Here is a 21,890-nt window from a genome sequence, read left to right as displayed (position 1 = left end):
ATGGCTAAGCGCATTTTGGTTGTGGAAGACGAAGCTCCCATCCGTGAAATGTTATGTTTCGTGCTGGAACAGAATGATTACCAGCCTATTGAGGCGGAAGATTATGACAGCGCGATTGGTAAGCTGATCGAACCCTGGCCTGATTTGATTCTGCTGGACTGGATGTTGCCCGGCGGCAGCGGGATTCAGTTTATTAAGCATTTGAAGCGCGAAGCCATGACGCGCGACATTCCGGTGATGATGCTGACGGCGCGCGGTGAAGAGGAAGATCGCGTGCGCGGTCTGGAAGTGGGCGCGGATGATTACATCACCAAGCCATTCTCACCGAAAGAGCTGATGGCGCGTATCAAAGCGGTGATGCGCCGTATTTCACCGATGGCGGTGGAAGAGGTGATTGAGATGCAGGGCCTGAGCCTTGATCCTTCCTCACATCGTGTGATGTCGGAAACCACGCCGCTGGAGATGGGACCGACCGAGTACAAACTGCTGCACTTCTTTATGACCCACCCGGAACGCGTGTACAGCCGCGAACAGCTGCTGAACCATGTTTGGGGCACCAATGTGTATGTCGAAGATCGCACCGTCGATGTGCATATTCGCCGTTTACGTAAAGCACTGGAATTAACCGGCCACGATCGCATGGTTCAAACCGTGCGCGGAACAGGGTATCGTTTCTCTGCCCGCTACTAAACGTAAACGGAGTGTTTACCGTGCTGGAACGACTCTCCTGGAAGAGATTGTTGACCGAGCTGGCGCTGGTCTGTTTACCTGCGCTGGTGTTGGGTCTGTTGTTCGGATATCTGCCGTGGCTGCTGCTGATTGCGGTGACCGGCGTGATGTTCTGGCACTTCAGAAATCTGATGCGTCTGTCGCACTGGCTGTGGGTCGATCGTTCAATGACGCCGCCCACCGGACGCGGCAGCTGGGAACCGCTGTTTTATGGCCTGTACCAGATGCAATTGCGCAACCGGCGGCGGCGGCGCGAGCTGGGCAATCTGATCAAACGTTTCCGCAGCGGAGCAGAATCGCTGCCGGATGCGGTGGTGCTGACCACCGAAGAGGGCACTATTTTCTGGTGCAACGGCCTGGCGCAGCAGCACCTTGGCTTGCGCTGGCCGGAAGATAACGGCCAGAATATCCTCAATTTGCTGCGTTATCCTGAATTTTCCCGCTATATCCGCCAGCGCAAGTTCGACATGCCGCTGACCCAGATCCTCAATAATCAGCGTCATATGGAATTCCGCGTGATGCCTTACAGCGAAGGTCAGTGGCTGATGGTGGCACGTGATGTCACCCAGATGCACCAGCTGGAAGGCGCGCGACGCAACTTTTTTGCTAACGTCAGTCATGAACTGCGCACGCCGTTAACGGTATTGCAGGGTTATCTGGAAATGATGGACGACTCGGTGATGAACGAGCGCACGCGCAGCAAGGCGTTGCATACCATGCAAGAGCAGACGCGCCGCATGGACAGCCTGGTGAAGCAGTTGTTGACCTTGTCGCGTATCGAAGCGGCGCCAGCCATCGATCTCAAAGAGACGGTGGATGTGCCGGGCATGCTGATGCTGTTGCAGCGTGAAGCGGAAACGCTGAGTCAGGGACGTCACACCATCCATTTCCATACCGATCCGCATCTGAAAGTGTTCGGCAATGATGAGCAGCTACGTAGCGCCATTTCCAATCTGGTCTACAACGCGGTGAATCACACGCCCGATGGCACGCGCATCGACATCAGTTGGCTGCGCACCAAACAAGGCGCGCAGTTTAAGGTGTGTGATGACGGGCCGGGCATTAGCGAGCAGCATCTGCCGCGCCTCACCGAGCGTTTCTATCGCGTGGATAAAGCGCGTTCGCGCGCCACCGGCGGCAGCGGATTGGGGCTGGCGATCGTGAAGCATGCGTTGGGACATCACAACGCGCGGCTGGAGATCACCAGCGTGCCGCATCAGGAAACCTGTTTCAGCTTCCTGCTGCCGCCACGCTTGATTGTGGCTAACGTGATGCAAGAGCGGGTTAATTAAGGTCATGGGATCGCTATTCATGGCGTCATACTTATCAGTTAATAAAGCCTTTTTGGTGCGGGCGCTGACACATCTGCTGCGTCACGGGCCGTCCTCGCGCCGCTAGCGCGGTACCTTCGGCTTCCACGTTGTGCCGACGGACCGTTCGCGGATCGGCCTTCCCTGGCCGACCCCGAACTGCCTCGCGCATCCATGCGCGAGGCTCCTGGCCCAACGTAAAAGCCTCAGCGCTGCGAATGGCCCTTTTGCCGCAGCAGACGCGCCAGCGCCTGAAGCGAATCAGTCCTTTTCAACAACACGCACTGAAGCTTATGAGCAGGCCGGGGGCACTTTTGGGCAGGCAATCCGCAGCGCTGAACGAAGCGAGGAAGCAGGAGAGCCCGCAGGACGCGGGCGAAAGGCGGAGCCGGGACAAGGAAGTCCCGTCTCCGCCGGTCCGTCAGGCAGACGAGCGAAGTGAAGGTACCGCGTAAGCGGCGCGAGGACCGCCGGACCAAAAGTGACACCGGCCTGCGCACTCGTCGTTGGTTTAACTGACAAGCATTACGCCATTCATGGAGACCAATTCCCGCCTCATTAACAACCCATACGCAATGTATTGCGTGATAAATCGCACCGCTCCAGAATAGGCGTCTTACTGAATTGCGGAATCGCCAATGAAATCGCTGTTGATCTCCCTCTTGCTGCTTTGCTCTGCTTTGGCACACGGCCAACAAACCATGCTAACCGGCAATCTGAGCAGCGTTGGATCGGATACGCTGGGTTATCTGATGACATTATGGGGCGAGGATTTCAGCCGCCAGTCGCCGGGCGTCAACGTTCAGGTGCAGGCGGCGGGATCTTCTACTGCGCCGACGGCGCTGGCGGCAGGTGCTGCCCAGCTGGGCGCGATGAGCCGGCCGATGCAGATCGACGAACGTCAACTTTTTACCGCGCGCTACGGCTATCCGCCGCTGGCGGTGCCGGTGGCGATGGATGCGCTGGTGGTAGTGGTTAATCAGGACAATCCGCTGACGCGCATCGCGCCGCAACAACTCGATGCGCTGTTCTCCATCACGCGTCTGTGCGGCGGGCAGCAAGTGCCGCAGCGCTGGGGCGATCTCGGCCTGAGCGAAGGCCAGTGGGCCACGCGCAGCATCCAGCGCTATGGCCGCAACTCGGCGTCGGGAACGTGGGGCTTCTTTAAGCAGCAGGCGCTGTGCAAAGGTGATTTCCGTGCTGATGTCGCTGAATTCCCCGGCTCTGCGGCGGTGGTACAAGCCGTTGCCGCCACACCCAACAGCATCGGTTATGCCAGTTTTGGCTTTCATCTCAGCGGCGTGAAAATGCTACCGGTGGTCACGGCGAACGGCGACAGCGTGATGCCGGATGCCGAATCGATTCGCAACGGCCGCTATCCGTGGTCGCGCCCGCTTTATATCTACGTCAACAAAGCACCCGGCAAACCGCTGCCGCCGCTGGTGAATGCCTTTCTGCATCAGGTGTTATCGCCACAAGGTCAGCGTCGGGTGAGCGAAGCGGGTTATCTGCCGTTGTCAGATAGCCAGATGGCGCAAGCGCGAGCGGCAATTGAGGGAAATTGAAGAACGTGCATCTGAACATGAAATAGTTTCATGTAAGCTGAATTTTCTTCCGTTGCCGAAAGGGTAACGGCGTGGCATTCTTTCTGGACATATAGCCGTCCAGATGGCTGAAATAACCCAGCGAAATTATACCCTGACGCAACTATGCGCTCAGCCAGGAGATAAAATGCCACGTCATAACCCGTTCCGCGCCGATACCGTCGGCAGTTTTCTGCGTCCCGCAGCCATCAAGCAGGCGCGTGTGCAGTTTGCCAATGGCGAAATCAACGCTGATCAACTGCGTCAGGTTGAAGATCGCGAAATCCGCCATGTTGTGGAGCAGCAGCGTGCCAACGGCCTGCAGATCGTTACCGATGGTGAATTCCGTCGCGCTTGGTGGCACTTCGATTTCTTCGGCGATTTGCACGGCGTCGAGCTGTTCGAAGCGGAGCAGGGCATTCAGTTCAACGGCGTGCAGACCAAAGCGCACGGCGTGAAAGTCACTGGTAAAGTGGCTTTTAATCCTCAACACCCGATGCTGGAGCACTTCCGCTTCCTGCAAAGCGTGGCGGGCGATGCGGTTGCCAAGATGACCATTCCCAGCCCAAGCGTGCTGCACTTCCGCGGTGGCCGTAAGGTGATCGATGCCACGGTGTATCCCGATCTGAAAGAGTACTTCGCCGATCTGGCGCAGACCTACAAAGACGCCATCAAAGCGTTTTATGCGGCTGGTTGCCGTTATCTGCAGCTGGATGACACGGTGTGGGCCTATCTGTGCTCAACCGAACAGCAGCAGCAGATCCGCGAGCGTGGTGAAGATCCACAGGAACTGGCGCGCATCTATGCTGAAGTGCTGAATACTGCACTGGAAGGTAAGCCAGAGGATCTGACCGTTGGGCTGCATGTGTGTCGCGGCAACTTCCGCTCAACCTGGATTTCCGAAGGTGGCTATGAGCCGGTCGCCGAAGTGCTGTTTGGCGGCGTGAATATCGATGCTTTCTACCTTGAGTATGACAACGAACGTTCAGGTGGTTTCGAGCCGCTGCGCTTCCTCAAGCCGGGTCATCAGCAAGTGGTGCTGGGTTTGATCACCACCAAAACCGGCGAGCTGGAGGATGCGCAGCAGGTGAAAGCGCGTCTGCAGGAAGCAGCACAGTTCGTGAGTCTTGATCAAATCTGCCTTAGCCCGCAGTGTGGCTTTGCCTCAACCGAAGAGGGCAACAGCCTGAGCGAAGAGCAGCAGTGGCAGAAGATTCGTCTGGTGGTCGATATAGCAAGAACAGTCTGGTAATGCTGTAAAGTTAGCCAAACAGGCGCGTAAATCGCGCCTTTTGTGCATCTGCAGGCTGATTTATGCAAAGAGATCTCTCGCATCGAGGAAACATTTAGCAAATCATCTGAGGTGTTTTGCCGCTATTCCACCGCGATTCACTGCTTTCTTCCACTATCTTGTTATATCCTTCTGGTTTTTCGATCCTGTATTGCCTTTCTTCGCTATAAACGTTCTAATTTGCGCCGTTGTCGATTTATCCCTCTGCGAACAGAAGAAAAGTAGATTAAATCACCTGCGCTTTAACGATTAGTCCCGCATAACACGCTGGTCTTGCCTGATAAGCCCTTGTTTTAGCGCATCCAGAGGACAACACGAACTCAACTTCCACCGCAACATCAGCTACAGGCAGTACAGAAGTTTATGACACATCGTTTAACCTCCAAGGATATCCTGGCGCTGGGCTTCATGACGTTTGCCCTGTTCGTTGGCGCAGGAAATATCATCTTCCCACCGATGGTGGGGATTCAGTCTGGCGAACACGTTTGGATTGCGGCTTTCGGCTTCCTGATTACGGCTGTTGGCTTACCGGTGATCACCGTCATCGCGCTGGCGCGTGTGGGCGGCGGCATTGACGCGCTGAGCTCGCCGATTGGTAAAGCCGCAGGCTTGCTGCTGGCGACCGTGTGTTACCTGGCTGTTGGCCCGCTGTTTGCCACGCCGCGTACCGCCACCGTTTCCTTTGCCGTAGGTATTGCACCGTTGACCGGCGACGGCACGCTGCCGCTGTTCATTTACAGCCTGATTTACTTCGCGCTGGTGATTGGCATTTCACTGTATCCGGGCAAACTGTTGGATACCGTCGGCCACTTCCTCGCTCCGCTGAAAATTCTGGCGCTGATTGTGCTCGGCGTTGCCGTGCTGATCTGGCCGGCCGGTGGCGTTTCGCCGGGCACCGAAGAGTATCAGCGTGCCGCCTTCTCCAGCGGTTTCGTTAATGGTTATCTGACCATGGATACGCTGGGAGCGCTGGTGTTCGGTATCGTCATCGTCAATGCGGCGCGCTCACGCGGTGTTGAAGATGCCAAACTGCTGACGCGCTACACCATGCTGGCGGGCATCATCGCCGGTATCGGTTTGACGCTGATTTACCTGACGCTGTTCAAACTCGGTAACGATAGCGGCGCATTAGTGGCGCAAAGCGCGAACGGTGCTGAAATTCTGCATGCTTATGTGCAGCAGACTTTCGGCGGCATGGGCAGCTTCTTCCTTGCGGCACTGATCTTCGTCGCCTGCATGGTGACGGCGGTGGGGCTGACCTGCGCCTGTGCAGAATTCTTTGCGCAATATGTTCCGCTGTCGTATAAAACGCTGGTATTTATTCTGGGTCTGTTCTCGATGGTGGTGTCGAATCTCGGTCTGAGCCATCTGATTCAGATTTCGATTCCGGTGCTGACGGCGATTTATCCGCCATGCATCGTGCTGGTGGTGCTGAGCTTCACGCTGAAGTTCTGGAACAAAAGTTCGCGTATTATCGCGCCGACCATGCTGGTAAGCCTGCTGTTCGGTATCGTTGATGCCATCAAAACCACCAGCTTTAAAGATGTGTTGCCGCTGTTCAGCCAGCATCTGCCGCTGGCCGATCAGGGACTTTCCTGGTTGCCGCCATCGCTGGCGATGCTGGTGATTGCCGCGGTAGTTGATCGGGCAAAAGGACGTGAGCAGGTCGCGGTTCATCAGTAAGCGACATTGCTGTTAATTCCAACCACGGGCTTGCCCGTGGTTTTTCATTTTCAAGGTACTGAGTGTTATGCAAGAAACCAATAAGCTCAAACGCGGACTGAGCACGCGCCACATTCGCTTTATGGCGCTGGGATCGGCGATTGGCACCGGGCTGTTTTACGGCTCGGCAGATGCTATCAAAATGGCGGGCCCAAGCGTGCTGCTGGCGTACATCATCGGCGGTGCGGTGGCGTACATCATCATGCGTGCGTTGGGGGAAATGTCGGTCAACAACCCGCAGGCCAGCTCATTCTCGCGCTATGCGCAGGATTATCTCGGCCCGCTGGCCGGATACATCACCGGCTGGACCTACTGTTTTGAAATCCTGATTGTGGCGATTGCCGACGTAACGGCTTTTGGTATCTACATGGGCGTGTGGTTCCCCGATGTGCCGCACTGGATTTGGGTGCTGAGCGTGGTGTTGATTATCGGCGCCATCAACCTGATGAGCGTGAAAGTCTTTGGCGAAGTGGAGTTCTGGTTCTCCTTTTTCAAAGTCGCCACCATCATCATCATGATCCTCGCCGGCTTCGGCATGATTATCTGGGGCATCGGCAACGGCGGCCAGCCGACCGGCATTCACAATCTGTGGACCAACGGCGGCTTCTTCGCGCACGGCATTGTCGGCATGCTGCTGTCACTGCAGATGGTGATGTTTGCCTACGGCGGCATTGAGATTATCGGGATTACTGCTGGTGAAGCGGAAGATCCGAAGACCTCGATTCCACGCGCCATCAACTCCGTACCGATGCGTATTCTGGTGTTCTACGTTGGTACGCTGTTCGTCATCATGTCGATTTATCCATGGAATCAGGTGGGCACTTCTGGCAGTCCGTTCGTGCTGACCTTCCAGCATTTGGGTATTGCGGCGGCGGCATCAATTCTTAACTTCGTGGTGCTGACGGCGTCGCTGTCGGCGATTAACAGCGATGTGTTTGGCGTGGGGCGTATGCTGCACGGCATGGCGCAACAGGGCCACGCACCGAAGGTATTCCAGAAGGTTTCGAATCGCGGAATTCCGTGGGTGACCGTTTTGGTGATGATGCTGGCGATGCTGATTGCGGTGTATCTCAACTACCTGATGCCAGAGAAAGTCTTCCTGGTGATCGCCTCGCTGGCGACCTTTGCTACCGTTTGGGTGTGGATCATGATTCTGCTGTCGCAGATCGCCTTCCGCCGCAAGATTGGCAAAGAGCAAGCCGGTAAGCTGGATTTTGCCATGCCGGGCGGTAGCGCTACCGCATGGTTCGGCGTGCTATTCCTGGCCTTCATTATTGGGCTGATTGGTTACTTCCCGGATACGCGCGTGTCGCTGTACGTTGGTTTTGCGTGGATTGCGCTGCTATTACTGGCGTGGCCGCTAGTGAAAAAGCGTAAAAGCTGATGATATTGTAAGGTCGCCATTGATGGCGACCTTTATTATCGATGACGATTAAAAATAATATAAAAAAATAATCACGCTATCCCGAAATAATAAAATGCCAAAAAATATCTCGGCGCATCCTGGCGCCGAAAAGAACAACAAAAAAGGAGAAAATAAGTATTACTAAGGGATGTTTGACTTGCGCAGCATATCGTATTTTTATTGATGCCGGGATGTTTAAGAAAAAAAGAGAAAATTCTCACTTCGGAATAGAATATTACTTACAGCGCGCTTAAGTAATTTTGCATGAAGGTTAAGTTCGCATAAATTAACGAACTTAACCGATTACGGAAATTATAACGATAAATGCCCAGGCAGCAGCGCTTTCAGCTGCGGATAAATCACCGCATTAGCCAGCAGCACCGGATTGCCGTTCTTCAAGCCGTGATTAGCCAGATAATCGTTGGTAATGCCGCCCGCTTCGCGCATCAGCACAATGCCCGGCAAGCCATCCCACGGATTCATATGCGCTTCGTAGTAACCAATTAAGCGACCGGCCGCCGCCCATGCGCTCATCAACGCCCCCGAGCCGTTGCGGATAAACATGCCGCCCTGCGCCAGTAATGCGCTGATAAAAGTGGTAAGCGGTTCAATCGGTTGGCTGTTGGAGCTGCTCAGACCAAGCAATCCCTGATCGAGCTGCTGCGCGCTGTGCGCCTGAATGCGCTTATCATTAACCCAAGCACCTTTGCCGCGGCAGGCGTGAAAGGTTTCATGATGATTGGGATCGCACACCACACCAATCACCGCTTCGTTTTCACAAACGATCGCCAGCGATACGCACCAGTTGTGCAAGCCGTTAAGAAAGCTGCTGGTGCCATCAATCGGATCGAGCACCCAGATAAAGCGTGCGCCAGCAGTATTGCCGCCGCTCTCTTCACCCAACACCGCATCGTCAGGAAAGCGTTCGTGGATCAAATGCTTGACCAATGCCTCAACGTTGCGATCGGCTTCGCTGACCACATCCTGCAGATCTTTCTTATGCTCAACCACTAATTGATGACGTTGCTGATACCAGGATAGAGCCCGGCTGGCGGCGGTTTTGGCAACATCACAGGCGAAATGATAACGTGCGTCGAGTTCGGTAAGCGAAGCTGATGACATCTTTCCCTCTTATGATTTTCAGGCTGGCGAAGCAACAACAGACGCCAAAAATGGCGTATTGGCTGTGTGACGAAGTTAACAAAAGTTAAGAAAGGCTTCATTAAGCCGCAGATGGCTGCGCGTGACAAGAGGGGGAAAAGCCCGCCAGTGAAATTTTTCTTCTTACTGGCGGGTAATACGGGATGAAGCCTTAGTGGCGGGTTCTTACGCCAATTTGACGCATGTCATTACCGGTTGGCGATTGATGGACGCGCAGACCGAAAGTAGGTAGCACTGCGTAAATATGGTCAAAGATATCCGCTTGAATATTCTCGTACTCTTTCCACACCGTGGTGTTGGTGAACACATACACTTCCAGCGGCAGACCGTTTTCACCTGGCGCTAACTGCCGCACCATTAACGTCATCTCTTTGTGAATACGCGGATGCTGCTCCAGCCAGCTCTGCAGCCAGACGCGGAAGGTACCGATATTCGTCAGGCGGCGACCGTTGAGTGGCGAATCTAAATCACAGCCCAGTTGCGCATTCCATGCGGCCACTTCTTCGCTTTTGCTATCCAGATACGGTGCCAGCAGATGCGCACTTTTCAGCTGCTGCATCATGGCATCATCAAGGAAGCCAATACTGGTGGTATCAATATGAATGCTGCGCTTAATGCGACGCCCACCGGATTCCGACATGCCGCGCCAGTTTTTAAAGGAGTCGGAAATTAAGGCGTAAGCGGGAATGGTAACAATGGTGTTATCCCAGTTGCGCACTTTTACCGTGGTTAAAGAAATATCGATGACCGCACCGTCCGCGCCATATTTCGGCATTTCCAGCCAGTCATTCATTTTCAGCATATTATTGGCCGCCAACTGAATACCGGCCACCAGACCCAGAATTGGATCTTTAAATACCAGCATCAGCACCGCGGTCATGGCACCGAGTCCGGTGATCAATACGCCGGGCGATTTACCCAACAGCAGCGAAATAATCATGATTACCATTAAAATGGCGGCGATCAATTTCACGCTCTGGATAATACCGCGCAGCGGCAATTGCTGTGCCAGCATGCTGTTCGCGCTGAGCTGCTGTAGTAAATCGAGCAAGGAGAACAACATCAGCAGGGCGAAGATCATCATCCACAGCTGGGCGAAAATCAGCAGCGCTGCATAGATCTGAGCACTGTCGTGCAGGAAGAGTTCAGTCTGTAATTTGAATAGCACACCTTGCATCAGCCAGACGCTGCGGCTAAACAGGCGACTGTTAATCAGCGCTTTTGGCCACTGACGGCTACTTTTCTCGGTGTATCGACGCAGCAGCGGCAAGATAGCGCGGTGCAGAATGGCGTGAGTAAGCAGTGAGATGGCAAAGATAATGGCAATCACTATCCCCAACGCCAGGATGTGCGTGTAGCTAAGACCGGCTTCTGCGAGCCGGTTGGCAATAAGATGCTGCATGAGATTTCCCTGAGTGTGACGAAGATTAAGGTCACGCAGGGTAGGTGATGGGAAATTTCCCGTCCAACAGACGGGTCTTGAATTACCTAATATTACAATTCCTGCGCGCGCGCGGCGGCCATTAAGCGCGGATAAAACTGGAAGAACAGCGGCTCAAGTTGCTCGTAGTGATCAACAAAATCCTGATAGGAGTCGCGCAGCGCGGCTAAGCGCGGACGGCGATGCGCCATGCCGTTGAGCACGCGTGCCAGCCGCGTTGGTTCGGCATAGTGCTCAAACCAGCGTTCGCGCCACATCACCGCGTTCAGCTCGATGAAACCTTCCGGCGTGCCCGCCAGCTGCGGCACGATGTTTTGTTCAGCCGCCGCGGTAAATGCCACCAGCGACTGCGTTGGGTGGAATTTATCCCAGTGCAGCGCGAGGAAATGGTCCCAAATCACGTCCAGCGTGATGGGGGCCACGCGGCGCGTTTCCGGACGAAACAGCGCACGCGCAATCCGCACTTCGGGCAGGTTATCGGTCAGGACGTCGAGGCGACGATGCATGGCAATGCCATCCACCACCGGTGCAGGCCATTGTGATTGCACGTTGCCGCGCACGAAATCGGCCATGAGATTGCCCAGCAGAGAGCTGTTAGCCAGCTGCGCCAGGTGAAGGTGAGCGAGAAAGTTCATGGCGCATTATATACACGTCATACATCAAGTTACAGGTGCGTGGGCTGCTCTCGTTTGCCGCCTGCCTGCACCTCGAATTATTTTGTGTATTCGCAGAATCACAGAAGCGCAGCCAGTTGTTCAGAATTTGCCGCTTTTCCGCTAGACTATGCCGCCTGATTTTAAGTCCTGAAGAAGTGAAGCATGCGCGTAGCCGATTTTACCTTTGAGTTGCCAGAATCCTTAATCGCCCACTATCCGCAGGCGCAGCGAAGCGGTTGCCGCTTGCTGTCGCTGGATGGTCCAAGCGGCGCGTTAAGCCACGGCGTATTTACAGACGTGATGGATAAGCTCAATCCGGGCGATCTGCTGGTGTTCAACAACACCCGCGTGATTCCGGCGCGCGTCTTTGGGCGTAAAGCCAGCGGCGGCAAAATCGAGATGCTGGTTGAGCGCATGCTGGACGATAAGCGCGTGCTGGCGCACGTGCGCGCCTCCAAAGCGCCCAAGCCGGGCGCAGCGCTGCTGCTGGGCGATGACGAAAGTGTCAAAGCCACGATGGTGGCGCGCCATGACACACTGTTTGAGATCGCATTCGAAGACGATCGCGCGGTGCTGGATATTCTCAACAGCGTCGGCCATATGCCGCTGCCGCCGTATATTGATCGTCCGGATGAAGATGCTGACCGTGAGCTGTACCAGACCGTGTACGGCGTGCGTCCCGGCGCCGTCGCCGCACCGACCGCCGGTTTGCACTTTGACGAGCCGCTGCTGGAAGCGCTGAAAGCCAAAGGCGTCGAGATGGCGTTTGTCACGCTGCACGTCGGTGCCGGGACTTTCCAGCCGGTGCGCGTTGAAACCATCGAGGATCACATCATGCATGCCGAATACGCGGAAGTGCCGCAGGATGTGGTGGATGCGGTGCTGGCGTGTAAAGCACGCGGCAACAAAGTGGTCGCCGTGGGCACCACCTCAGTACGTTCGCTGGAGAGCGCCGCGAAGGCCAGCCAGGATGCGCTGATTGCACCCTTCTTCGATGACACACAGATTTTCATCTATCCCGGCTATCACTATCAGGTGATCGATGCGCTGATCACCAACTTCCATCTGCCGGAATCGACCCTGATTATGCTGGTTTCGGCCTTTGCTGGTTATCAGCACACCATGGCGGCTTATCACAGCGCGGTGGCAGAGCAGTACCGTTTCTTTAGCTACGGGGATGCGATGTACATCACCCGTAATCCACAAGCGCCTGACGAAAGCGTCGGCGCATAATTGAATCAGACTGTTTCTCTGATCAGAGGTTAATGTGAAATTTGAATTAGATACTACCGACGGGCGCGCGCGCCGTGGCCGTCTGGTCTTTGATCGTGGCGTTGTTGAAACCCCAGCATTTATGCCCGTGGGCACTTACGGCACGGTGAAAGGCATGACGCCGGAGGAAGTGAAAGAGACCGGCGCGCAAATCCTGCTCGGCAACACCTTCCACCTGTGGCTGCGCCCAGGTCAGGAGATCATGAAACTGCACGGCGACCTGCACGATTTCATGAACTGGCAAGGACCGATCCTTACCGATTCCGGCGGCTTCCAGGTGTTCAGCCTTGGCGATATCCGTAAGATCACCGAAGCGGGCGTGCACTTCCGTAACCCGATCAACGGCGATCCGATTTTCCTCGATCCGGAAAAGTCGATGGAGATTCAGTTCGATCTCGGTTCTGACGTGGTGATGATCTTCGACGAATGTACGCCGTATCCGGCGGATTGGGATTACGCCAAACGTTCGATGGAGATGTCGTTGCGCTGGGCACAACGCAGCCGCGATCGCTTCGATTCACTCGGCAATAAAAATGCATTATTCGGCATTATTCAGGGCGGTGTTTACGAAGATTTACGAGATGTCTCGGTTAAAGGTCTGGTAGAGATTGGCTTTGATGGGTACGCTGTGGGCGGCCTGGCGGTGGGTGAACCTAAAGAGGACATGCACCGAATCCTGGAACACGTCTGTCCGCAAATTCCGCAAGACAAACCGCGTTATTTGATGGGCGTCGGCAAGCCAGAAGATCTGGTGGAAGGCGTTCGCCGCGGTATCGATATGTTTGACTGCGTTATGCCAACGCGCAATGCGCGCAATGGTCATCTGTTTGTTACCGATGGCGTGGTGAAAATTCGTAATGCCCGGTATAAAGATGACACCGCAACGCTGGATGCAGAGTGTGATTGTTACACCTGTCGCAATTATAGCCGCGCCTACTTGCATCATCTTGATCGCTGTAACGAAATACTGGGCGCACGCCTGAATACGATTCACAATCTGCGCTATTACCAGCGTTTGATGGCCGGTTTACGTAAGGCTATCGAAGAGGGTAAATTAGAGCACTTTGTTAGCGAGTTCTACCAACGGACGGGGAAGGCGGTTCCTCCGCTGAACGTCTGATAATTCATCAATGAGGGAAATTTAATGAGCTTTTTCATTTCTGACGCCGTAGCCGCAGCAGGCGCACCGTCTCAGGGAAGTCCGTATTCTCTGGTGATCATGCTGGTGGTATTTGGTCTGATCTTCTACTTCATGATTCTGCGTCCACAGCAGAAGCGTACTAAAGATCACAAGAAACTGATGGATTCCATCTCTAAAGGTGATGAAGTGCTGACAAGCGGTGGTTTAGTTGGCCGTGTGACCAAAGTGGCAGAAACTGGCTATGTTTCTATTGCCCTGAACGACACCACTGAAGTAGTTGTTAAACGTGATTTCGTGGCCGCCGTTCTGCCGAAAGGTACTTTGAAGGCGCTGTAATTTTTTCTTCCCGAAGGGAACTGCCGTGTTAAACCGTTATCCTTTGTGGAAGTACATCATGCTGGTCGTCGTGATTCTCGTCGGCCTGCTCTATGCGCTTCCTAACCTTTATGGTGAGGATCCGGCCGTTCAGATCACTGGTGCGCGCGGTGGCGCCGCCAGTGAGCAAACGTTGGATCAGATCCAGACCGTATTAAAACAAGACAATATCGAGAGCAAATCCCTCGCTCTGGAAAATGGTGCCATTCTGGCCCGCTTTGCAACGCAGGATGGACAGCTGCGCGCGCGTGATGCACTCACCAGCGCGCTGGGCGAAGACTACATTGTGGCCCTTAACCTTGCGCCGGCAACGCCTCGCTGGCTGAGCATGCTGTCCGCGGAACCGATGAAACTCGGTCTTGATCTGCGCGGCGGCGTTCACTTCCTGATGGAAGTGGATATGGATACGGCTCTGGGCAAACTGCAAGAGCAGAACGCCGACAGCCTGCGCAGCGATCTGCGCGACAAAAGCATTCCGTATACCACCGTTAATAAAATCGCGAACTATGGCGTAGAAGTGCGTTTCCGTGACGGCGCCAGCCGTGATGCGGCAATCAGCTACTTGTCTACTCGCCACCGTGATCTGGTGATCTCAAGCCAGGGCAGCGATGCGCTGCGTGCGGTGATGAGTGATGCGCGTCTGAGCGAAGCGCGTGAATATGCGGTGCAGCAAAACATCACCATTCTGCGTAACCGTGTGAACCAGCTCGGCGTTGCCGAACCGCTGGTGCAGCGTCAGGGTTCTGACCGCATCGTGGTGGAACTGCCGGGTATTCAGGACACCGCGCGCGCGAAAGAGATTCTGGGCGCAACTGCCACGCTGGAATTCCGTCTGGTGAACACCAGCGTGGATCCAACCGCAGCGGCCAGCGGCCGTGTGCCCGGCGATTCGGAAGTGAAGAAAACCCGCGACGGGCAGCCAGTGGTGCTGTACAAGCGTGTGATTCTGACCGGTGATCACATCACTGATTCCACGTCGAGCATGGATGAGTACAACCAGCCGCAGGTGAACATTTCACTGGATGGCGCGGGCGGCAACATGATGTCCAACTTCACCAAGGACAACATCGGTAAGCCGATGGCGACCCTGTTTGTGGAGTACAAAGACAGCGGTAAGAAAGATGCCAACGGCCGGTCGATTCTGGTGAAACAGGAAGAAGTGATTAACGTGGCGAACATTCAGTCGCGCCTCGGTAACAGCTTCCGTATCACCGGTATCAATAATGCAAACGAAGCACGTCAGCTGTCGCTGCTGCTGCGCGCGGGTGCGTTGATTGCGCCAATCCAGATTGTAGAAGAGCGTACTATCGGCCCAACCATGGGTCAGCAGAACATCACACAAGGCCTCGAAGCCTGCCTGTGGGGTTTGATTGCCTCGATCCTGTTCATGGTGGTGTTCTACAAGAAGTTTGGTCTTATCGCTACCAGCGCGCTGCTGTGTAACCTGGTGCTGATTGTCGGCATCATGTCACTGCTGCCAGGCGCGACGCTCACCATGCCGGGTATTGCCGGTATCGTGCTGACGCTGGCGGTTGCGGTCGATGCTAACGTGTTGATTAACGAACGTATTAAAGAAGAGTTGCGTAACGGACGCTCGGTACAGCAGGCGATTCATGAAGGCTATAAAGGCGCCTTCTCCAGTATCGTCGATGCCAACGTCACTACGCTGATCAAAGTTATCATTCTTTATGCGGTCGGTACCGGTTCAATCAAAGGCTTTGCGATTACTACGGCTATCGGTATCGCAACCTCAATGTTTACCGCTATCGTCGGCACCCGTGCCATCGTTAACCTGGTGTACGGCGGCAAACGCATCAACAAGCTGTCTATCTGAGGAGTGCGTTGTGGCACAGGAATATAGTATTGAGCAGCTAAACCACGGTCGTAAAGTCGTCGACTTTATGCGCTGGGATAAGCTGGCTTTCATCATCTCCGGTCTGCTGATTGTGGCATCTATCGTCATTGTCGGTGTGCGAGGCTTCAACTGGGGCCTCGACTTTACCGGCGGAACGGTGATTGAGATTAACCTGGAAAAACCAGCGGATCTCGACGCGCTGCGTGAAGGTTTGGTGAAAGCGGGCTTTGAAGAGCCGCTGGTGCAGAACTTTGGTAGCAGCCGTGATGTGATGGTGCGTATGCCTCCGGCCACCGGCAATGCCGGCACCGAACTGGGCAATAAAGTGCTGGCTTCCATTAGCCAGACCACGCAGCAGAACGCTACCGTGAAACGTATCGAGTTCGTTGGCCCAAGCGTGGGTAGCGATCTGGCGCAGGCCGGTGCGATGGCGCTGCTGTCAGCGCTGATTGCGATTTTGATCTACATCGGCTTCCGCTTTGAGTGGCGTTTAGCGCTCGGCACCGTACTGGCGCTGGCGCACGATGTGATCATCACCTGTGGCATTTTGTCGCTGGCGCACGTCGAAATCGACCTGACGATTGTCGCTTCATTGATGTCGGTCATTGGTTACTCGCTTAACGATAAGATCGTGGTATCCGACCGTATTCGTGAGAACTTCCGCAAGATTCGCCGCGGTTCTTCTTACGACATCACTAACGTGTCGCTGACCCAGACGCTGAGCCGTACCTTGATCACCTCCATCACTACGCTGGCGATGATCATGATCCTGTTCGTGTTTGGTGGTGCGTTGCTGAAAGGCTTCTCACTGACCATGCTGATCGGTGTCACCATCGGTACCATTTCATCGATTTATGTCTCTTCAGCGCTGGCGCTGAAACTCGGCATGAAGCGTGAACATATGCTGGTGCAGAAAGTGGAAAAAGAGGGCGCAGATCAGCCTTCGATTCTGCCGTAACGCGGAGTCAGAAAGTAAACGGGCTGCCATTGGCAGCCCGTGTTTTTATGCCTGTCGATCAGGGCGTGGTTTTCGTCGCTGGAGGCTCAACATCATGCACGCGCACGTAGCCGAGTTGCTCCGGGGTTAACCCGCTGAGTCGCAGCGGCACGCTAACGGAACTGCGTGGCATTAACTGTGCAGGAACCTCGATGGTCTGGCTCAGGCTGCCCGCGTTAAGCGGTTTGCCGCTGGCCGGATCCATTTCGCCCCATACCACGGTCGCGCGCAGTGCCGGAATCGGCTGATCATTGGTTGAGCGGATATTCAGATTGGCGCGACTGCCGCTGGCTTCACCCGCCACCTGCGAGAGTGACAAACGCAATTTACCTAGCTGCGTCTGTAACTCCACCGGCGTATTGGCTTGCGGCAACAGCCACGCGCCCTGGGTGGATTGGCTGTTCAGCTGTCCCTGAATCTCCAGCGCCGTTGCCTGATTGGTCAGCTTGCGCATCTGCTGATTAAGCTGACTCACCTCCTGATGCAACTCTTTAACCTGCGGTGAAACCGGCGTTGAACTGCAACCACTGAGAACCAGCAAAGAGAGTGCTGCCGGAGCCCAAAACGTCCTGATCGTCATGCAATGTCCTTTCTTTATTCGGGAATTCGTAAAACCTGGCCAGGGTAGATCTTATCAGGATGCGTCAGCATTGGCTTGTTCGCTTCGAAAATCTTGTTGTATTCATTAGGATTTCCGTACACCTCTTTCGATACTGCACTCAAGGTATCGCCTTTTTTCACGGTATAGAATTTCGCGGGCGTAGCGGCATCGCTGGCGGTGACCTTGTCATCCACCTTGGTGATGCCCGCGACGTTACCGGCGGCCACCAGAATCTTCTCTTTCAACTCCTGAGAGATGCCATCACCAGTCACAGTAACGGTATCGCCTTTGACATCCACCTTGACCTTATCGCTGTCGGGCAAACCGAGTTTGTTGATGTGATCCTGCAATTTCTTGCTGGCATCGTCGCCGCCGCCACTGACGGCATCCCACAGTTTTTCTCCAGCATCTTTCACGAAATCAAACAGACCCATACATCCTCCAGATTTTTATGATGTTGGCCGCCTTGCTGGCGGCTCTTTAAGCGTAGTGGTTTTTTGCCTGTGGTCATGTAGGTGATGTCTTGCATTTAGCTTAACGTCACAAACGGGGATTCACACATTATGTGCCACACACATACATTTTGTGGCGCGATCGCGCTACACTGTGTGGCCTATTTATCTCGCATCAGGAAGCCTCATGCATTGCCCATTCTGCTCCGCTGTGGACACCAAAGTGATTGATTCTCGTCTGGTTAGTGAAGGATCGTCGGTGCGTCGCCGTCGTCAGTGTCTGGTGTGTCATGAGCGTTTTACCACCTTTGAAGTGGCAGAGTTGGTGATGCCGCGCGTGGTAAAAAGCAACGATGTGCGTGAACCCTTCAATGAAGACAAGCTCAGCAGCGGCATGATTAAGGCGCTGGAAAAACGCCCCGTCAGCGCCGATGCGGTTGAAAGCGCGGTCAATCATATTAAAACTCAGCTGCGTGCCACCGGTGAACGCGAAGTGCCAAGCGCACTGATCGGCAATCTGGTGATGGATGAGCTGAAAAAGCTCGATAAAGTGGCCTACATTCGCTTTGCCTCGGTCTATCGCAGCTTCGAAGATATTCGCGATTTTGGTGAAGAGATCGCCCGCCTACAGGACTAATCCATGACTGACGAACGCTATATGGCGCGCGCGCTGGAACTGGCGCGGCGCGGACGCTTTACCACCACACCTAACCCCAACGTCGGTTGCGTGATTGTGCGCGAGGGCGAGATTGTCGGCGAAGGCTGGCATCAGCGCGCCGGCGAACCGCATGCCGAAGTGCATGCGCTGCGTATGGCGGGCGAACGAGCTGCTGGCGCAACCGCGTATGTCACGCTGGAACCTTGTAGCCACCATGGACGCACGCCGCCGTGCTGCGATGCGCTGATTGCCGCAGGCGTGACGCGCGTGGTCGCCGCGATGCAGGATCCCAATCCGCAGGTGGCAGGACGTGGACTCTACCGTTTACAGCAGGCGGGCATCGACGTCAGTCATGGCCTGATGATGAACGAAGCGGAAGCGCTGAACCGGGGTTTTCTCAAACGTATGCGGACCGGATTCCCGTGGATCCAGCTGAAACTCGGCGCATCCCTTGATGGCCGCACCGCCATGGCGAGTGGCGAAAGTCAGTGGATCACCTCCGCGGCCGCAAGGCGCGATGTGCAACGTTTACGCGCCCAGAGTTCAGCTATTCTTAGCACCAGCGCCACGGTGTTGGCTGACAATCCGTCGCTCACGGTACGCTGGAGTGAATTGAATGAAGAGGTGCGTGCGCAGCTTGATGAAAGCCAGCTGCGTCAGCCGGTGCGCGTGGTGATTGACAGCCAACAGCGCGTCACGCCGCAGCACCGACTGATTGACCAGGCAGGCGAAACCTGGCTGATGCGCAGCGAGCCCGATCAACACGCGTGGCCCGCCAGCGTGACCCAGATTGCGGTGCCGCAGCGTGGTGAACAGCTTGATTTGGTCGCGATGATGATGTTGCTCGGCCAGCGCCAGATCAACAGCGTGTGGGTGGAAGCGGGTGCCGGATTAGCGGGTGCTTTGCTGCAAGCGGGCCTGGTGGATGAGCTGATTGTTTACATGGCGCCAAAGCTGTTAGGGAATGCCGCACGCGGCCTGTGCACGCTGCCCGGACTGGAACAGCTGGCCGATGCGCCGGCCCTGAATTTTAGCGATGTGCGCCTGGTTGGCGATGACCTGCGCCTGACGCTGACGCCGCGCTGAAAGCGCGCGGAAAAGCCTGAGCGCGTCGCCAAAGAGTATGATAGAATCCGCCCCCTTCTGCGGGGCCATAAAACAACCCAAAGGATATGTATGAAAGTTATCGAAGCTCCTGTTGCCACGCCTGATGCAAACATTGCCATCGTAATTGCGCGTTTTAACAACTTCATTAATGACAGCCTGCTGGACGGCGCGATTGACGCACTTAAGCGCATCGGCCAGGTGAAAGCAGATAACATCACCGTTGTCTGGGTTCCAGGTGCATACGAACTGCCGCTGGCAGCACGCGCACTGGCGAAAGCCGGTAAGCACGACGCCATTGTTGCGTTGGGCACTGTCATCCGTGGCGGCACCGCACATTTCGAATATGTGGCCGGTGAAGCCAGCTCGGGCATTGCGCACGTCGCGATGACCAGCGAAATCCCGGTGACCTTCGGCGTGTTGACCACTGAAAATATCGAGCAGGCGATTGAACGCGCCGGCACGAAAGCAGGTAATAAAGGTGCCGAAGCGGCCCTGACTGCACTCGAAATGATCAACGTATTGAAAGCCATCAAAGCCTGATTTTTGTAAGGGGAATTTTGTGAAACCTGCTGCTCGTCGTCGCGCCCGTGAGTGCGCTGTCCAGGCGCTTTACTCCTGGCAGCTGTCTAAGAACGACATTGCCGATGTGGAATACCAGTTTCTGGCGGAACAAGACGTCAAAGACGTCGATATTAGCTATTTCCGCGAATTGCTGGCCGGTGTGGCGACTAACAGCGCGTACCTGGACGGTCTGATGAAGCCTTACCTGTCGCGTCAGCTGGAAGAGCTGGGCCAGGTAGAAAAAGCCATCCTGCGTATTTCGCTGTATGAGCTGAGCAAGCGTTCTGATGTGCCGTATAAAGTGGCCATCAACGAAGGCATCGAGTTGGCAAAAGTGTTTGGTGCTGAAGACAGCCACAAATTCGTCAACGGTGTGCTCGACAAAGCTGCCCCGCAAATTCGACCAAACAAAAAATAGCGTTAAAGGCCGGTTATCCGGCCTTTTTCTCATTGAGACCTGACTTATGTCTTGTGGTGAATTCGAACTGATTGCACGTTACTTTAACCGCGTCACCAGCTCCCGCCGCGATGTGGAGAAAGGAATTGGTGACGACTGCGCGTTACTTAACGTGCCAGAAAAACAGACACTTGCCATCAGCACCGACACGCTGGTTGCAGGCGTCCACTTCTTACGTGATATCCATCCCGCCGATCTCGGCTACAAAGCCGTCGCCGTTAATCTCAGTGATTTAGCCGCCATGGGCGCCGATCCGGCCTGGCTGACGCTGGCATTAACGCTGCCTGAAATTGATGAACCGTGGGTGGCGGCCTTCAGCGACAGCCTGTTTGAGCTGCTGGATTATTACGATATGCAGCTGATTGGTGGCGATACCACGCGCGGACCGCTGAGCATGACGCTCGGCATTCACGGTTTAGTGCCAGTGGGAAGGGCGCTGAAACGTTCGGGCGCGAAGCCAGGCGACTGGATCTTTGTCACCGGCACCTTGGGTGACAGCGCGGCCGGTTTATCGTTGCTGCAGCATCGCCATCGCCTGAACGATCCGGCGGTGCACGAAGCGTTGATCAAACGCCATTTGCGTCCAATGCCGCGCGTGCTGCAAGGCCAGGCGCTGCGGGGGCTGGCAACCTCGGCGATCGATATCTCTGATGGCCTGATTTCCGATCTCGGCCATGTGCTGACCGCCAGCCGCGTTGGCGCTCGCATCAATCTCGACGCGTTACCGCTTTCAGCGGCCCTGCGCGATCACTTCGAGCCTGAACTGGTGCTGAAATGGGCGTTGAGCGGTGGCGAAGATTACGAGCTGTGCTTTACCGTGCCAGAAGTGAACCGTGGCGCAATTGACGTGGCGCTCGGCCATTTTGGTGTGCCTTATACCTGTATTGGGCAGATTGCACCCGAATCGGAAGGGCTGAGTTTGCTGGAGAACGGCAAGCCGCGCAGTGTAGATGTGAAAGGGTTTGATCACTTCGGCGCGAAGTAAATTGCCCTCACCCTAACCCTCTCCCACTGTACAGTCCGGGGACATGGTGAACACTTGTTCGGGGACATGGTAGACACTTACAACTAAGGCATAAGAACCCGTTTATGGAGTCGCTTATGTCCTGGGATGCG

The 21,890-nt window shown here is 55.2% G+C and carries 21 protein-coding genes; 16 read left to right on the top strand and 5 right to left on the bottom strand.

Annotated features, from left to right (window positions below):
• From phoB to proY, 6 genes are all read left to right on the top strand, one after another.
• On the top strand, positions 1-690 hold the full coding sequence (gene phoB / locus ACFQW4_RS20620) for a phosphate response regulator transcription factor PhoB (RefSeq protein WP_007887040.1): 690 nt from the start codon (positions 1-3) through the stop codon (positions 688-690).
• 20 nt (positions 691-710) lie between these two features.
• Positions 711-2,021 (top strand): phosphate regulon sensor histidine kinase PhoR, encoded by a 1,311-nt coding sequence (gene phoR, locus ACFQW4_RS20615; protein WP_101762454.1) that lies wholly within the window; start codon positions 711-713, stop codon positions 2,019-2,021.
• A 656-nt stretch (positions 2,022-2,677) separates the two neighbouring features.
• Positions 2,678-3,604, top strand: coding sequence for a PstS family phosphate ABC transporter substrate-binding protein (locus tag ACFQW4_RS20610; RefSeq protein WP_377727138.1), 927 nt, complete (start codon positions 2,678-2,680; stop codon positions 3,602-3,604).
• Between the two features lie 166 nt (positions 3,605-3,770).
• Positions 3,771-4,874 (top strand): cobalamin-independent methionine synthase II family protein, encoded by a 1,104-nt coding sequence (locus tag ACFQW4_RS20605; protein ID WP_137385256.1) that lies wholly within the window; start codon positions 3,771-3,773, stop codon positions 4,872-4,874.
• Between the two features lie 402 nt (positions 4,875-5,276).
• Positions 5,277-6,596 carry a branched-chain amino acid transporter carrier protein BrnQ gene (brnQ, locus tag ACFQW4_RS20600; protein ID WP_101762451.1) on the top strand — a complete coding sequence of 440 codons (1,320 nt, stop codon included), beginning with the start codon at positions 5,277-5,279 and terminating at the stop codon, positions 6,594-6,596.
• 67 nt (positions 6,597-6,663) lie between these two features.
• Positions 6,664-8,019 carry a proline-specific permease ProY gene (gene proY, locus ACFQW4_RS20595; protein WP_377727134.1) on the top strand — a complete coding sequence of 452 codons (1,356 nt, stop codon included), beginning with the start codon at positions 6,664-6,666 and terminating at the stop codon, positions 8,017-8,019.
• Between the two features lie 333 nt (positions 8,020-8,352).
• Here the strand turns inward: proY and ACFQW4_RS20590 are convergent, their stop codons facing one another.
• The 3 genes from ACFQW4_RS20590 to ACFQW4_RS20580 form a co-directional block, all read right to left on the bottom strand.
• The gene (locus ACFQW4_RS20590; RefSeq protein ID WP_377727131.1) at positions 8,353-9,162 is read right to left on the bottom strand and encodes an inositol monophosphatase family protein; all 810 of its coding nucleotides are present in this window, start codon (positions 9,160-9,162) and stop codon (positions 8,353-8,355) included.
• A 190-nt stretch (positions 9,163-9,352) separates the two neighbouring features.
• A complete protein-coding gene (locus ACFQW4_RS20585) occupies positions 9,353-10,603 on the bottom strand; it encodes a mechanosensitive ion channel family protein (protein ID WP_217547405.1) in 1,251 nt (416 codons plus the stop codon).
• Positions 10,604-10,695: 92 nt separating this feature from the next.
• Complete coding sequence (locus ACFQW4_RS20580) at positions 10,696-11,277, bottom strand: ACP phosphodiesterase (protein WP_101762447.1); 582 nt, start codon at positions 11,275-11,277, stop codon at positions 10,696-10,698.
• A gap of 183 nt (positions 11,278-11,460) precedes the next feature.
• Between ACFQW4_RS20580 and queA the strand changes: the two genes are divergently transcribed.
• From queA to secF, 5 genes are read left to right on the top strand one after another with little or no spacing between them, the layout of a single operon-like run.
• Positions 11,461-12,531 carry a tRNA preQ1(34) S-adenosylmethionine ribosyltransferase-isomerase QueA gene (queA, locus tag ACFQW4_RS20575; protein WP_210081249.1) on the top strand — a complete coding sequence of 357 codons (1,071 nt, stop codon included), beginning with the start codon at positions 11,461-11,463 and terminating at the stop codon, positions 12,529-12,531.
• 34 nt (positions 12,532-12,565) lie between these two features.
• Positions 12,566-13,690 carry a tRNA guanosine(34) transglycosylase Tgt gene (gene tgt / locus ACFQW4_RS20570; protein WP_061717469.1) on the top strand — a complete coding sequence of 375 codons (1,125 nt, stop codon included), beginning with the start codon at positions 12,566-12,568 and terminating at the stop codon, positions 13,688-13,690.
• 24 nt (positions 13,691-13,714) lie between these two features.
• Entirely contained in the window at positions 13,715-14,047 is a 333-nt protein-coding gene (yajC, locus tag ACFQW4_RS20565; RefSeq protein ID WP_008103990.1) for a preprotein translocase subunit YajC, read from the top strand.
• A gap of 25 nt (positions 14,048-14,072) precedes the next feature.
• A complete protein-coding gene (secD, locus tag ACFQW4_RS20560; protein WP_101762445.1) occupies positions 14,073-15,920 on the top strand; it encodes a protein translocase subunit SecD in 1,848 nt (615 codons plus the stop codon).
• Positions 15,921-15,930: 10 nt separating this feature from the next.
• Positions 15,931-16,899, top strand: a complete 969-nt coding sequence (gene secF, locus ACFQW4_RS20555; protein ID WP_101762444.1) for a protein translocase subunit SecF — start codon at positions 15,931-15,933, stop codon at positions 16,897-16,899.
• 58 nt (positions 16,900-16,957) lie between these two features.
• Here the strand turns inward: secF and ACFQW4_RS20550 are convergent, their stop codons facing one another.
• Together ACFQW4_RS20550 and lysM are read right to left on the bottom strand one after the other, a co-directional pair.
• The gene (locus ACFQW4_RS20550; RefSeq protein ID WP_280172522.1) at positions 16,958-17,518 is read right to left on the bottom strand and encodes a DUF3251 domain-containing protein; all 561 of its coding nucleotides are present in this window, start codon (positions 17,516-17,518) and stop codon (positions 16,958-16,960) included.
• Positions 17,519-17,532: 14 nt separating this feature from the next.
• Positions 17,533-17,973 carry a peptidoglycan-binding protein LysM gene (lysM, locus tag ACFQW4_RS20545; RefSeq protein WP_101762442.1) on the bottom strand — a complete coding sequence of 147 codons (441 nt, stop codon included), beginning with the start codon at positions 17,971-17,973 and terminating at the stop codon, positions 17,533-17,535.
• Between the two features lie 205 nt (positions 17,974-18,178).
• Here lysM and nrdR point away from each other — a divergent pair, with 205 nt between their 5' ends.
• The 5 genes from nrdR (at position 18,179) to thiL (ending at position 21,759) form a co-directional block, all read left to right on the top strand.
• Complete coding sequence (gene nrdR / locus ACFQW4_RS20540) at positions 18,179-18,628, top strand: transcriptional regulator NrdR (protein WP_008103978.1); 450 nt, start codon at positions 18,179-18,181, stop codon at positions 18,626-18,628.
• Positions 18,629-18,631: 3 nt separating this feature from the next.
• A complete protein-coding gene (gene ribD, locus ACFQW4_RS20535; protein ID WP_377727121.1) occupies positions 18,632-19,735 on the top strand; it encodes a bifunctional diaminohydroxyphosphoribosylaminopyrimidine deaminase/5-amino-6-(5-phosphoribosylamino)uracil reductase RibD in 1,104 nt (367 codons plus the stop codon).
• Between the two features lie 90 nt (positions 19,736-19,825).
• Positions 19,826-20,296: a 6,7-dimethyl-8-ribityllumazine synthase gene (gene ribE / locus ACFQW4_RS20530; protein ID WP_007887008.1), complete on the top strand. Its 471-nt coding sequence runs from the start codon at positions 19,826-19,828 to the stop codon at positions 20,294-20,296.
• Between the two features lie 19 nt (positions 20,297-20,315).
• Complete coding sequence (gene nusB, locus ACFQW4_RS20525; RefSeq protein ID WP_007887007.1) at positions 20,316-20,735, top strand: transcription antitermination factor NusB; 420 nt, start codon at positions 20,316-20,318, stop codon at positions 20,733-20,735.
• Between the two features lie 46 nt (positions 20,736-20,781).
• Positions 20,782-21,759, top strand: coding sequence for a thiamine-phosphate kinase (thiL, locus tag ACFQW4_RS20520; protein WP_101762440.1), 978 nt, complete (start codon positions 20,782-20,784; stop codon positions 21,757-21,759).
• The last annotated feature ends 131 nt before the right edge of the window (positions 21,760-21,890 follow it).

It is taken from the genome of Pantoea sp. GCM10028869, from assembly GCF_042666835.1.
Classification (GTDB): Bacteria; Pseudomonadota; Gammaproteobacteria; order Enterobacterales; family Enterobacteriaceae; genus Pantoea; species Pantoea leporis.
This window is presented reverse-complemented; position numbering and strand designations above follow the sequence as displayed.

Bases quoted from the DNA above. Each gene is read 5' to 3' on its own strand.
- phoB (WP_007887040.1), top strand. From the start codon at position 1: ATGGCTAAGCGCATTTTGGTTGTGGAAGACGAAGCTCCCATCCGTGAA.
- ACFQW4_RS20610 (WP_377727138.1), top strand. From the start codon at position 2,678: ATGAAATCGCTGTTGATCTCCCTCTTGCTGCTTTGCTCTGCTTTGGCA.
- ACFQW4_RS20605 (WP_137385256.1), top strand. From the start codon at position 3,771: ATGCCACGTCATAACCCGTTCCGCGCCGATACCGTCGGCAGTTTTCTG.
- brnQ (WP_101762451.1), top strand. From the start codon at position 5,277: ATGACACATCGTTTAACCTCCAAGGATATCCTGGCGCTGGGCTTCATG.
- proY (WP_377727134.1), top strand. From the start codon at position 6,664: ATGCAAGAAACCAATAAGCTCAAACGCGGACTGAGCACGCGCCACATT.
- ACFQW4_RS20590 (WP_377727131.1), bottom strand. From the start codon at position 9,162: ATGTCATCAGCTTCGCTTACCGAACTCGACGCACGTTATCATTTCGCC.
- ACFQW4_RS20585 (WP_217547405.1), bottom strand. From the start codon at position 10,603: ATGCAGCATCTTATTGCCAACCGGCTCGCAGAAGCCGGTCTTAGCTAC.
- ACFQW4_RS20580 (WP_101762447.1), bottom strand. From the start codon at position 11,277: ATGAACTTTCTCGCTCACCTTCACCTGGCGCAGCTGGCTAACAGCTCT.
- queA (WP_210081249.1), top strand. From the start codon at position 11,461: ATGCGCGTAGCCGATTTTACCTTTGAGTTGCCAGAATCCTTAATCGCC.
- yajC (WP_008103990.1), top strand. From the start codon at position 13,715: ATGAGCTTTTTCATTTCTGACGCCGTAGCCGCAGCAGGCGCACCGTCT.
- ACFQW4_RS20550 (WP_280172522.1), bottom strand. From the start codon at position 17,518: ATGACGATCAGGACGTTTTGGGCTCCGGCAGCACTCTCTTTGCTGGTT.
- lysM (WP_101762442.1), bottom strand. From the start codon at position 17,973: ATGGGTCTGTTTGATTTCGTGAAAGATGCTGGAGAAAAACTGTGGGAT.
- nrdR (WP_008103978.1), top strand. From the start codon at position 18,179: ATGCATTGCCCATTCTGCTCCGCTGTGGACACCAAAGTGATTGATTCT.
- ribD (WP_377727121.1), top strand. From the start codon at position 18,632: ATGACTGACGAACGCTATATGGCGCGCGCGCTGGAACTGGCGCGGCGC.
- ribE (WP_007887008.1), top strand. From the start codon at position 19,826: ATGAAAGTTATCGAAGCTCCTGTTGCCACGCCTGATGCAAACATTGCC.
- thiL (WP_101762440.1), top strand. From the start codon at position 20,782: ATGTCTTGTGGTGAATTCGAACTGATTGCACGTTACTTTAACCGCGTC.